The sequence below is a fragment of the Streptacidiphilus albus JL83 genome, assembly GCF_000744705.1.
Classification (GTDB): domain Bacteria; phylum Actinomycetota; class Actinomycetes; order Streptomycetales; family Streptomycetaceae; genus Streptacidiphilus; species Streptacidiphilus albus.
Map to the genome: position 1 here is coordinate 3,991,680 of NZ_JQML01000001.1, position 12,546 is coordinate 4,004,225.

Annotated in this window: 10 protein-coding genes; 6 read left to right on the forward strand and 4 right to left on the reverse strand. The window is 67.4% G+C overall.

Annotated elements, in window-relative coordinates:
* The first annotated feature begins 15 nt into the window (after window positions 1-15).
* Genes BS75_RS17255 through BS75_RS17275 form a run of 5 tightly spaced genes read left to right on the forward strand, consistent with a single transcriptional unit; the run spans window position 16 to window position 5,453 of the window.
* Window positions 16-1,032, forward strand: coding sequence for a biotin synthase BioB (locus BS75_RS17255; protein WP_052440113.1), 1,017 nt, complete (start codon window positions 16-18; stop codon window positions 1,030-1,032).
* Window positions 1,029-2,300: an MFS transporter gene (locus tag BS75_RS17260; protein WP_042440456.1), complete on the forward strand. Its 1,272-nt coding sequence runs from the start codon at window positions 1,029-1,031 to the stop codon at window positions 2,298-2,300. Before BS75_RS17255 ends, BS75_RS17260 begins: the two co-directional genes overlap by 4 nt.
* Complete coding sequence (locus BS75_RS17265) at window positions 2,297-3,898, forward strand: class I adenylate-forming enzyme family protein (RefSeq protein ID WP_152646239.1); 1,602 nt, start codon at window positions 2,297-2,299, stop codon at window positions 3,896-3,898. The genes BS75_RS17260 and BS75_RS17265 overlap by 4 nt, the downstream gene beginning before the upstream one ends.
* Before the next feature lie 18 nt (window positions 3,899-3,916).
* Complete coding sequence (locus BS75_RS44415; protein WP_052440112.1) at window positions 3,917-4,630, forward strand: 2OG-Fe(II) oxygenase family protein; 714 nt, start codon at window positions 3,917-3,919, stop codon at window positions 4,628-4,630.
* 40 nt (window positions 4,631-4,670) lie between these two features.
* A complete protein-coding gene (locus tag BS75_RS17275) occupies window positions 4,671-5,453 on the forward strand; it encodes an aspartyl/asparaginyl beta-hydroxylase domain-containing protein (RefSeq protein WP_052069496.1) in 783 nt (260 codons plus the stop codon).
* 561 nt (window positions 5,454-6,014) lie between these two features.
* On the opposite strand, the gene BS75_RS17280 is transcribed toward BS75_RS17275, so the two are convergent.
* On the reverse strand, window positions 6,015-7,238 hold the full coding sequence (locus BS75_RS17280) for an IS701 family transposase (RefSeq protein WP_081982125.1): 1,224 nt from the start codon (window positions 7,236-7,238) through the stop codon (window positions 6,015-6,017).
* A gap of 257 nt (window positions 7,239-7,495) precedes the next feature.
* Here BS75_RS17280 and BS75_RS17285 point away from each other — a divergent pair, with 257 nt between their 5' ends.
* Window positions 7,496-8,845, forward strand: a complete 1,350-nt coding sequence (locus BS75_RS17285; RefSeq protein WP_034087588.1) for an IS701 family transposase — start codon at window positions 7,496-7,498, stop codon at window positions 8,843-8,845.
* Window positions 8,846-9,097: 252 nt separating this feature from the next.
* On the opposite strand, the gene BS75_RS17290 is transcribed toward BS75_RS17285, so the two are convergent.
* From BS75_RS17290 to BS75_RS43400, 3 genes are all read right to left on the reverse strand, one after another.
* Window positions 9,098-9,460, reverse strand: coding sequence for a transposase (locus tag BS75_RS17290; protein WP_081982396.1), 363 nt, complete (start codon window positions 9,458-9,460; stop codon window positions 9,098-9,100).
* A 445-nt stretch (window positions 9,461-9,905) separates the two neighbouring features.
* The gene (locus tag BS75_RS17295; RefSeq protein ID WP_081982397.1) at window positions 9,906-11,366 is read right to left on the reverse strand and encodes an IS1380 family transposase; all 1,461 of its coding nucleotides are present in this window, start codon (window positions 11,364-11,366) and stop codon (window positions 9,906-9,908) included.
* 85 nt (window positions 11,367-11,451) lie between these two features.
* Complete coding sequence (locus tag BS75_RS43400) at window positions 11,452-12,525, reverse strand: hypothetical protein (RefSeq protein ID WP_052069498.1); 1,074 nt, start codon at window positions 12,523-12,525, stop codon at window positions 11,452-11,454.
* Window positions 12,526-12,546 lie beyond the last annotated feature (21 nt).

Consider the following 12,546-nt stretch of genomic DNA (forward strand, 5'->3'; position numbering starts at 1 on the left):
AGACTAGGTGTGCCCATGCTGACTCGATCTGACATACGCAAGCTTCTCACTGCCAGGGGGCCTGCCCAGGAGGAGCTCTTCGCGGAGGCCCGCCATCTGCGGGAAAAGCACTTCGGGGGCAGCGCGGTCCTGCGGGGGGTGATAGAGATCACCAACGTGTGCCGGGTCAACTGTGTGTACTGCCCCATGCGCCGCGACAACACTGCTCAAAATGAGCGCTACTTCATGACCGCAGATGACATCTTGGAACGGGCGATCGAGATCCGCGCGGCGGGGATCGACGTCATCCTGCTCCAAGGTGGTGAGACGCCGCGCAATCTGACGGCGCTGGAGGACGCCATCCCCCGCATCCGCGCACTCTACGAGGGACGCGTAGAGGTCCTGCTCAACCTGGGAAACATGCGCAGGGGACAGTACGAGCGCCTCCGGGAACTGGGGGCGACCAGCTACATCCTCAAGCACGAGACCAGCGATCCTGTCCTGCACGAACAGCTACGGCAAGAGCCGCTGCACGAGCGTCTGCGCTGCCTGCGCGATCTACTTGATCTGGGGTACCGCGTGGGCACCGGGATCATCTCCAGCCTGCCCGGTCAGACAGTCGACAGCATTGTGGACGACATCGAGCTGGCAGCCTCGCTCGGGGTGCACATGTGTAGTGTCAGCCCATTTGTCCCCGCACCGAACACCCCGTTGGAGCTGTCTCCCGCAGGGAGCAATGACCTGGCCCTCAACGCCCTCGCCTGCCTCCGGCTGCACCGGCCTGGGCTACTCATACCCTCGGTGAGTGCCCTGGAGAAGACCTCCTCAGGAGGGCAGACGAAGGGGCTCGCGGCAGGCGCCAACGTGATGACGATCAACTTCACCGGTGACACCAACCGGAAGCGCTATCTGATCTATGGAAAGGACCGGTACGTGGTGAGGAAGCAACACGCCGAGAGCCTGCTTCAGGCAGCAGGCCTGCGCAGCAGGGGATCGGTGTTCCTGGACGAGGAGGCACCCGTCGCCGCCAGCGGGACGAGGCGGGCACTGTGACCACGTACACCGTGTCATCCACGAACTTCCGGCGGTTCTGGTTCGGACAGACTCTGTCAGAGTTCGGCGCCCGGATCGGCGCGCTGGGCATGTCCGTGACCGCTGTCGAGTTCCTGCACGCGGGCAGCGAGCAGGTGGGCATCCTCGCCGCTGCGTCCACAGTGTGCTACCTACTAGTCGGCCTGCCGGCCGGTGCTTGGGTGGACCGCTTGCTCAAGCGCCGAACCATGATGTGGGCAGCTCTCCTTCGGTGCGTAGCGGTGCTCGTAGTCCCTGCCCTCTGGTTCGCCGGAGGGTTGCGCATGGGAGTGCTCTACGTGTCCGCGGTCGTGGTCGGAGTTGTGACCGTCTTCTTCGACATCGCCTACCAGTCCTACGTACCGATCCTTGTGCCCGATGACGATATTGCGCCTGCCAATGCCCGGCTGGAAGCCAGCGCCCAGGTGACCACGCTCGCTGGACCTGCACTCGCCGGCTTCCTGATGCAGGTGGTGAGCGCCCCCGCCATGCTGATCGCGGACTCCGCGTCATACCTGGCAAGCTTCCTCTGCTTGACCGTGACCAAGGACGACGAGCAGCCGTCCCCACCAAGGGGCCAAGACGCCAATCACCTGGCAGCAGACATTGCGGAGGGGCTCCGCTTCGTCCGAGACCAGCCGGTGATCAAGCGATTGGCGGTGTCCATGGGGGTATCCAACTTCTTTGCCACGGTGGTGGCCACTCTGGTCCCAATCCTGGTCATGCGCACCATCAGCCTCGCCCCCTTCGTGCTCGGGCTCATCATGACCAGCGGTGCCGTCGGCGGAACGCTGGGGGCGATGATCGCCCCCAAGCTCAGGAATCGTTTCGAGGTCGGAACCGTCATGGCGGGCGGCCTGCTTACGGCTGCCTTCTTCACGGCATCGAGCCCGCTCGCTGCCACAGTCGGCCCGCACCACAAAGTCCTCGCCTCAGCAGTACTGCTGGTCGGAGAATTCGGCCTCACCATCGGGGCGGTGGCATTCAACGTGACCCAAGTTAGCCTGCGTCAACGGCTCTGCCCCAAGCGACTGCTCGGACGGATGAACGCCTCCATTCGCTGCGTAGTCTGGGGGAGCATGCCGCTGGCCTCTCTGGCCGCGGGCTGGCTGGGCACGGCGATCGGGGTGATTCCCACGCTGTGGATCGGCGTCGTCGGCAGCGTCGCCACCGTGCTGCCCATCATCACGATCAACCGACTCATCCCACAGAGCACCCCTCAGGTGCAGGTGCCGGAGACCGTAGCGTGAGCGCCAACCGCCGCGCCCTCCTCGCACGTGTCCTGGCGCAAGGCGCACGCATCGACGGCGAACCAGTGGACGTCCCAGGCTCCCTCTTCCATACCTTGACGCACCGGCTCTCCCGAGCACAGGTTAAGGCAGGAGACGTCGTGGTGCTGAGCGGACTTCAAGGCCGGGAACTACTCCTGGCCAACCTGGCAGCGTGGCAAATGGACACCGTTCCCATGGTGCTGCCCAGCACGAGTGCGGACACCGATGCCTTTCCCAACGCCTGCCGCATCACGTGCGACCTGGACGTGACTCCACGGCGCGAAGGCGGCGACGTACCGGTCGGCCTGGACGACACCGCAGTGCTCCACCTCAGTTCAGGCAGCACCGACCGCCCGAAGATCGCCCGACGCAGTGCGGCCAGCGTGATCCTCGACGCCGAGGGATATCGGGCGGGCCTGGCTCTCGTTCCCGACGACCGTGTCGCGGTCCCGGTACCGCTGACACACTCCTTCGGCTGGGGAGTCGCCTTCGCCGCGCTGCTCTCCGGATGCGACATCGACCCGGTACCTCTCATCCGGGCCGGCACTGTCGCACGCAAGGCCGACCAGGGTGCCGTGTCAGTACTCGCGCTGACCGCTCCGCTGGCCCGGCTTCTTGTCCGTACCCCCCGCCAGGGCGAGGCTGTCCTGCGCGCCGCAATGGCCGGCGCGGGTTCAGTCTCAGACGAACTCAACGCAGCGTTCCAGACCCGCTTCGGGCTCCCCCTGCTGCGCGGCTACGGCTGCTCCGAGACCGGAGGCACACTCTTCGGAGAATCAGGCCTGGGACGGCCAGTGCACGGCGTCGAGATCCTTTCGCCACCGCCAGGGCACCAGGGAGAACTCGTCCTGCGCCTGGCGGCCCCAATCGAGGGCTACCTCGGCGGCCTTGGCGAACCAGTTCACGAGTGGCGCACAGGGGACCTCGTACAGCACAACGGCGACGGCGACTTGCAGTTCGTCGAACGGATCCGGGGTCCGCTCCGCCTGAACGGCAGATTCATCAGAGCGGACATCGCGGAGCAGGCCCTGCGCTCGGTCCCCGGGGTCACAGACGTGTTCCTCTTCGTCCTGCCCCGGAGCACAACACCGGAGACCGAGGACCTCTATGCCGTGGTCGAGGGCAACGCGAAAAGAGATGCCCTGCTGGCAGCCCTGGCCGATCACCGGAGCCAAGTTCCCTCGCCCAGGCTGATGATGGTCGACACACTGCCCAGGACTGCCGTGGGCAAGCCCGATCGACGGGCAATGGAAGCTGCGGTCCAGCAGGAAGCCTCACTGCGTGCGGAGTGCGATGCACTGGTATCGCACAGACTCGTTCAGACCCTGACCGCTCTAGGCCTCGATGCCCCGGATCCACAGGACTTCACTGGCGATTCCGAGCTGCGCACCCGCGACTTGGCGCTTTTCGGCCTCAGCTCGCTGGACTGGATAGCCCTCGCCACGGCGATCGAGCAAGAGATCGGCGCTGAGATCCCCGACGGCACATTGGTGACGCCCGAGCAGCGCTGCGTCGCCGGTTGGGGCGAGGCCGTGTTCGCCGCCAGAGCAACCGCCGCAGGACCCCAGCGACCATGAACACCCGGAGGTGGCAGCGTGAAAGAAGTGCAGCGCGGGAAGCGATTCGTCGTCCTCGACGACTTCCTGAGCGTTCGGGACTTTGCTTCGGCTCAAGGCCTCATGGAGCACAGCAGTTTCACCCGGCGGGAAAGCGTCATCTCGACCGAGGACGGTCCCGCCTACCGCTCCAAGGGCGCCCGGTTCACAGAGGAACTCGGGATGGACGGGGCAGGCGGCCGACCGAGGGTCTACGAGGAACTCGCACAGATGGTCCACAACCAGCGCAGTTTCTTCGGCTCGCCTGGCGATGACTGGGACCGGATCGCCTTCGCATTCTGGAAGTACCCGGCCGGCAGCCGCCTCGGGTGGCACAACGACGCCGGTCGCGGTCGGCGCGGCGAGTTCATCCTCTTCCTCCACGACCGTTGGCGGCCATCCTGGGGCGGCGAGTTGAAGCTCCTGGACGTGGACCCGCCAGCCGCCGAGCCGGACGAACCTGCCGAGGACGACGTGGTGCTACGGATGGAGCAGCGAATCGAGCGGAGCGAGACAAGCCCACTGGCCATCGTGCCCAAACCGAACCGCCTCGTCCTAGTGCGGTCCGGCACCATTCACACGATCAGCAGGGTGGACCCTACGGCCGGGGACACTTTGCGCCACTCGCTCACCGGTTTCGTCTCCAAAAGCTCCAAACACGAACTGTATCGGACCGCTGCGCGCGAGGCATTCAACACGATTTTGGCCGGTTGAACCGCTTCCTCTAGCGCCATTACCGATCCTAGGAGTCGTCATGCAGCCGTGGCTTACTGAATGTCCCGCTTACCTTGAACAGTGGATTGAGCGGCAACAAGTCGATCGCGTCTCCGTCCAGCGAGTCTTGGACGGAATGAGGATTTCGACCCGCGACGAGGTCGGCCAGTACGCCCGCCGCGGACAGGAACCGAGCATCTACATACCCGGACTGTCGGCGACCCCGTGGTGGGACGGCGATGCCTTCCCCTGGCTGGCTTCCCTGGAGGCCGCCACCGCGGACATCATCGCCGAGTTCGAGAGTCTTGGCGGTCTTATCGGCAGCAGGACCCTGTCCAGCCCGTCCGAGCGCGCAGACCGAGGGCGCTGGTCGGCGCACTACCTCTACAGTGCAGCCAAGTCGTTTCCTCGGAACATCGCCCGGTGCCCGCAAACCGTCGCAGCGCTTGAACCGATCCCCGGGGCATTGGGTTGCGGAATGACCTACTTCTCAGTGATGGACCCGGGTACGCATGTAGAGGCACATACTGGCTTCACCAATGCTCACCTGCGATGCCACCTGGGGCTGGTCGTCCCCGAAGGCTGCCGGATGCAGGTCGGCGCCGAGTCGCGGGGGTGGCAGGCGGGCAAGGCCTTCGTGTTCGACGACTCCTACGTACATGAGGTGTGGAACGAGAGCCGTTCCGGACGCGCAGTACTGCTGTTCGATATCTGGCACCCGGAACTCACGGAGATCGAGGTGCAGGCCCTCTCATACCTGATGGAGGTATCGCGGAAGCTGATCTACCGAAACTTCTGGACCAAGGAGTTCGTGGCCCGCTGACTCGGTACGCTCTGTATCGCGGCATCCGCTGTGTCCCCCGCAGGTCGTGTCGCATTACCACGGCTCTCGGTTTCGCTGCTGTGTCGCGCTCGCGGCCGACGTATTGTCCCTTTCAACCGAGCGATTGCCCCTGGCAGGTGATGAAGGTCATGTCCCAGGGGGGTGATGTCGAGGCCCGCGGCGTCCGGCATGCTCCGGGGCGTCCCGGAGCGCGCTGCCGAACCATCACTTGAAGTTGCTGACCTGCTTCTCGGCTTGTGCTTTAACCTCCTCGGCGTTCAGCGGGTTGGGCTCGATCAGAGCTGCAGCAGTCCGTATGCGCCGTTCTGAAAGGTGATGACGGTCGGCTCGGCGTCGTACTCTTCGCGGAAGTACCCGTTATCTAGTACTACAGCCGGTGGTTTTACGGTGAGTGAGCGCGGGCGGTTCGGGTGCGGTAGTGGCTGTGGCGGGCCCGGGTTTGGTGGCGGGTGCGCCAGCGGTGCCAGTGCATGGTCAGCCAGGTGCGGGCGGTGCGCACTGGTGCCTGGACGATGCGGTCGTACAGGCGGCGGATCTCGTTCACGGTCGGGGGTCGACTGTCGGTGGACGGTGCGGTATTAGCCGGCTCCGGACGTCGGCCAGGAAGGCCATGGCGAGCATGCATACGGTGGTGTGCCGGTACCACGAGCACCATTTGCGTACCTCGTGCTCATCGAGTCCGACCTGGCCCTTGGCCACCTGGAAGGACTCCTCGACCATCCAGCGCTGCCCGGCGGCGGTCACCAGGGCGGCCAGGGTGGTGCCGGGGTCGGCGTGGCACAGGAAGTAGGCGACCTCGCGGACCAGTTCGCCGGTCTTCTTGTTCACCTTGTTCGGAACGGTGGAACGCCGGATCAACAGGTGGCGCTCCAACTCCAGATCAGTGTGGGCGAGTTGGACGATGGCCCAGTCGTAGTCGCGCGGGCCCTTGGCGCCGTCGGCGCACGAACGGCGCTCGAAGACGTCCTCGGGCACGGCCGCGTACAGTTCGCGGGCCTGGCGGGTGCGCCCGTCGGGCAGTGGCAGCGCCTCGTCCTTGGGGATGGCCAGCACGTAGCGGATGCGCTGTTCCTCCAGCCAGGCACGCAGGGCGCGGGCCTGGCCGTAGACCTCGTCAGCCAGGAAGTAGGAGAACGGGACCCCTGCCCGCACGGCGCGTTCCACCATCCGCCGGGCCAGTTCCGGCTTGGTGGCCACTTGCGTGGCGCGCTCGGGCGGGATGCCCTGCTCGGCACTGCGCCGTTCATGTTCGGCGGTGGTTCCAGCCCATGTCCTCCCGAGGTAGAGCTCGCGGTCGATCAGTGTCCGACCCCGGCTGGATCCGTAGGACAGGTGGACGCTGACCTGGGCGTTCTCGATCCGGCCTGCGGTTCCGGTGTACTGCCGCTGCACCCCGGCGCTCTTGGTGCCCTTCTTGATGTCACCAGTCTCGTCCGCGATGAGTACCGCATCCGGGGCGGTCAGGGCGGCGACGGCATAGTCCCGGACCCGGTCGCGCAGTTCGTCCGCGTCCCACGCCGCCTTGGCCAGGAAGCCCTGCAGCCGGTCGGGGTTGGGGTGACCGGCGAACTCGGCCAGCTGCCACAGGTTCTTGCGCGGCACCTCAGCCAGCAGCCCGCGCATCATCGCCCGCAGGTTCTCCCGCGAGGCCGGGCGGGCGAACACATCGTCCACCGAGGCACACAGCGCCTCCAACTCACCCTCCATGGAACGGACATCAGCCTCGCTCAACTCGCCCGTCGGCACCGCACCTGGCGGCAGCATCACTCCCACGAATGGAGTAACGAGCCAGCCGCCATCACGTCACGTGAACAACCGGCTGTAGTACTAGGGTTGAAATCTGTGGTCAGGCATGTTTGCCAAGTACGCCCTGGTGTACGTACCTGACTAGTACTACAGCCGGTGGTTTTACGGTGAGTGACACGGCAGCTGTAGATCGTGATCTCGGTGGTGTTGCTCCTGGTCAGCGAGGCCGGGGCCGTCTGCGGGCATGAGGACAGCCGCCGCGATCATGACGAGATGTGACTCAACATCAGTACGCGGCGGCTGCCGCGCCGACGATAGCGCATGACTGGCACCGTGAGCTCTTCGAGGACCTCATGGGCGCTGTGGCCAGCGGTTTTCCCCGCCGGGAGACGCGTTCGACGTTCCGCCAGCTCGCCGAGGGGCTGCTGATGGAACTGGAGAACGTCAACTGCTGGACCCTGGCCGAGGCGATCGGCCACAGCGGCCCACACCGCCTGCAGCACCTGCTCTCCCGCGCGAGCTGGGACGACGAAGCGGTGCTGGACGCGGCCGCCGCCTGGGCCGTCGCCGCGCTGGACGACGGCGACGCGGTGCTGATCGCGGACGAGACCGGCGACGCGAAGTCCTCCACCGACGCGGTCGGCGCCGCCCACCAGTACTCCGGCTCGCTCGGCGGGATCGGCCTGTGCCAGGTCGCCGTCCACCTCACCTACGCCACCAGCCGCGGCCACACCATCGTCGACCGCGTCCACTACCTCGGCCGTCAGTGGGCCGCCGACGAGGAGCGTCGCGAACACACGGGCGTGCCAGAGGAGTTGATGTTCGCAACCAAGACCGCCCAGGCCCAGGCCATGCTGGAGAAGGCGCACGCCGCCGGGGTCCGCGCGAGCTTCTTCGCCGGGGACGAGGTCTACGGCGCCAAGGCCCTGCGGACCACCTGCCGCCGGCTCGGCCTCGGCTACGCAGTCGCGGTCCGCAGCAGCCACCACCTCACCCTGCCCTCGGGCGCCAGGCTGTCCGCCGCCAAGGCGAAAGCCCTGGTCCCCAAGGGGGCCTGGCAGCGGATGCGCACCGGAACCGGCAGCAAGGGCGCACGCGACTACGACTGGGCCATGCTCGACGTCCACCCCGACGACACCCCCGCCGACCACGCGGAAGGCGGGGTCTCGGTGCTGCTGGCCCGCCGCCACCGCTACACCGGAACCGTCTCCTACTACCGTTGCTGGAGCCCGATACCGGCGAGCCTGGCGCGGCTGGTGGGCATCGTGTGCCTGCGCTGGAAGATCGAGGAAGACTTCCAAGCCGCGAAGAACACCGTCGGCCTGGACAAAGGCCAGGTCACCACCTGGACCAGCTGGCACCGCTGGTCCACCGCCGCCCTGGTCGCCTACGCATTCCTCGCCGTCGCCACCGCCCTCGAAGCAGGCGAACCCACACCCGCCGGGCTCGAGCTGGTCCCACTCAGCAGCTTCGAACTCCTGCGCCTGCTCCGGCTACTGATCCTCCCCACGCCCCGCCGGGACGCCGGCCACGTCCTGCGCTGGTCCGCCTGGCGACGCCGCCACCAACACCGCGCCCGCGCCTGCCACCAACGCTGGCACGCCTACGCCGACAGCACCCCATGAACCCAAAGATCACGATCTACAGCTGCCGTGCCTGAGCCGCAGCCCGGCCTCGTAACCCGCCAACGGCCCCATCACGACGATCCTGGTCATCCCCAGCCCTCCCTCGATCGCTTCCCCGACGACGAAATGCCCGGGACCGGACTGAGACAGGCCGAAATTATGACGAGACCACTCGAAAGAAACGCCAGCACGCTGGCCTCGCCGCGGCATTACTGACCAGACGTCATAAGGCGACTAATGCCGATATCGGCATTAGGTGCCCTTCTTGATGTCGCCAGTCTCGTCCGCGATGAGTACCGCATCCGGGGCGGTCAGGGCGGCGACGGCATAGTCCCGGACCCGGTCGCGCAGTTCGTCCGCGTCCCACGCCGCCTTGGCCAGGAATCCCTGCAGCCGGTCGGGGTTGGGCTGACCGGCGAACTCGGCCAGCTGCCACAGGTTCTTGCGCGGCACCTCAGCCAGCAGCCCGCGCATCATCGCCCGCAGGTTCTCCCGCGAGGCCGGGCGGGCGAACACATCGTCCACCGAGGCACACAACGCCTCCAACTCACCCTCCATTGAACGGACTTCGGCCTCGCTCAACTCGCCCGTCGGCACCGCACCTGGCGGCAGCATCACTCCCACGAATGGAGTAACGAGCCAGCCGCCATCACGTCACGTGAACAACCGGCTGTAGTACTAGTATCCGAGGGTTCGTCAGGCACGTTGGTTGGTCGCCTTCTCTCCGTCGGTGCGCTCTGTCCTGGCAGTTCGTTCCTATCGCGATTAGCGTCCGATTCGTGCGGGAAAACGGCCAGAACCATTTTTGCCGCCGATGCGCCTTTTGCAACCAAGGCCAGGCCGGTGCGGGTGTACCGTCCGGGTTAAGGCCATAGCGTTTTAGGGCCTTGGCCTCGATTGCTCAGCGGTCTGATGTCGGTGGTCGGCTCGGCTGGTTGACCGATATGTCCTCGGCCGTTCGAGGTCGGTTCGTCGCGTGACGCTGCGGTGTGCGCCGGGTTCCACGGCCCGGTGCCTGCGTTGCCTCCTTGCTGGTCCTCGTCGGGGTGGTGGCCGGCCGTCAGTTGAGGGCCGGAAGTTCGGTGGCGTGCCGCCAGGCGGTCGTGAAAGCCGCTGCCCAGGGCCATCGCTGGTCCAGGTGCAGGGTGCGGCGTCTGGCGTGGGCGGTGAGGCGGGCGGGCTGGTGGTAGAGCTTCCTGCGGATCGTTGCCGGTTCGGCCTTCGCCAGTTCGGGCTCGTCGTGCAAGAGCAGGAGACGGGTCCAGGCGTCGAGGTCGGCGGCGAGGGTGGCTGCCAGCACCCAGGCCGTGTTGACCTGCCAGGACTTGGAGGGCAGCAGTCCGAGGCCAACCCGCTTGATCGCCTTCACCCGATCCTCCACCTCGGCGTGGTCACGGTACAAGGCGTCGAGGAACCAGGCCTGGCCGGAGCCGGAGACGGCGGAAAGGCCGTGGTGAGCGGGGATGTCGGTGGCCACGACCTGGTAGCGCCAGCCGGTCTTCTTCTCGAAGGCGGTCAGCTTCTTCGCGTCGCGGCGCGAGGGTTTGACCCGGCGCACGATCAGCCGCAGGCCGGTGGGCCAGCCCGACAGGTCGCGCAGGCCGGTGATCTCGGCGACCTGGTAGGTGACGGTCTGGCCGTCCTCGCCCTTGATCTCGTGGAGGCTGCCGTCCTGGCGCAGTGCCGCCGTCCACACGTGTCCGGGCAGCAGGGCGATGGCCTGCTCGTCGGCTTCGTTGATGGCCCAGCCGGTGATGAAGCGGACCCGGCGCCGAGTGGTGGTCAGGGCCTGGAGGTGGTCGAGCAGGCCGTGGGAGAACGCCGCGCCGTCGATCCGGACCAGCAGCTTCGACCAGGCTGGCAGCGGGAGCTGCCGCAGGGCTGCGGCGAGGACCGTCTTGTGGTCGGCGATGTCGTTGGGCGGCGCGTTGCCCGGCCTCAGCAGCATCGCGACGCATTCTCGGGTGTTAGCCACCCACGCTCCCAGCGGCATGTGTCCGAAGGATCCTTTGTAGGTACCGGCCGCGCCTTCCTTCCTGCTGGTGCAGGGCACGATGGTGGCGTCCAGGTCCAGCACATACCAGCCGGTCAGCACCCGGCCGGCGACCTGTATCCAGGGGAAGCCTCCCGGCCGCAGCGCCAGCCAGGTCCACACCGCACGGCGGATCGCGGCCCGCACCCGCTCGACACGCACGGCGACCGGGGCGTCGATCGCCTCCAGGGTGCGGCGCAGGGTGCTGTCGGAGACCGGGAGCGGGAACAACGGCCGCCAGTGGTACTGCAGTTGCTCGGCCTCCAGCAGGTTCGTCGCTCCCATGGCGATTGCGCAGGCCAGCTGGACCAGCGCCAGGCCGCGGTCCCGCCATCGCGGCCCGCTGCCTGCCGGGAGCACGGCGGCCAGCGCGCGGGCCAGGCCGAGCCGGTCGGCGACCCTGCGCAGCAGCACGATGCCCGCGTGCCCGACCAGGCTCTTCCCGTCGGCCCGCACATCGAGCCGGTGATCCCATTGGGTACTCTGCACCTGTTGGGTGTCTCTTCTCTGCGACGTTCTTGATCTCAGCAATCAGATCATCGCAGGTGGGAGGTACCCTTCTGCTGTCTGTACGTCAGCTCACATTCCCGGCTGAATATCCGAGGTTGGCGCCCTCGTGGTCCCCGGCCTGCTCCCGTAGTTCGGCGAGGTGGAGCAGCACGTCGGCGATCCCGGCGTCGGCGGCGCGCCGATAGAGGGCTTCGGCACCCTCCCGGTCCCCGGCCAGCCTCCGCAGCTCGGCGAGCCAGCATAGGGCGTAGGTGTTCCCGGCGTCGGCGGCACGCCAGTAGAGGGCGTCGGCACCCTCCCGGTCCCCAACTCGCTCCCGCAGCCAGGCGAGCCGGGTCAGCGCGTCGGTGTTCCCGGCGTCGACGGCGCGCCGGTAGAGGGCGTCGGCCCATTGCAGTCGTTGGCGGCACTCAGCGGCGTCGGCGAGGTGGTTGAGGTCTTCGGGGTCGGTCAGGTGCTGGTGGGCGGCGTGCCAGAAGGACGCGGGCGGGCACAGTAACCGGCGTTCGTGGCGGGTGTGCTGTTCGAGGTAGTCCGCCAGGCGGTAGCGCAGCCCGGATGCCGCGACGGCCGACGCATGGGCCGAGTCCAGAGGGCGGTGGTCGGGGGCGTGCCGTATCCGGCGCAGCGGGGCGAGGTTGCCGTGCACTGGTCGGGCCAGTTCGGCCCGGGCCTGTTCCAGCCAGTCTTCGGCCAGGGTGTCGTAGTCGTCCTGCCCGAGGTAACCGGGGCCGTCGACGGCGTGGGCGAGGAACTCCAGCGGCAGGTACAGGCCCACGCCCAGGCGGAGGGCGTCGCTGGCCGCGTCCAGCAGCGCCCGGGCCGGCGGGGACACATCGTGGTAGCGCTCCAGCAGCGCGGGCGCGCCGGCTAGGTGCTGGGCCACCCGCCTGTCGTGCCCGCGCTCGAGCGCCGCATCCAGCAGCTGGTCCCCGCCCGCCGCGAGCCGGCGGGCCGCGGCCAGGGCCGTGCCGTCGAACGCGTCGGGCACCGCGATGGACCGGCCGGCCAGCAGCTCGCGTACCCGCGCGTACGGATCCATCGCGCCGGGGCCGGGCAGCGCGGTGTACGTGTCGTGGTAGTCCTTCCACAGCGTGCCCAGTACCAGCACCGGGGCCCGGTCCGGATCGGTCAGCAACCGGTGCAGGGCCGCGGCCAG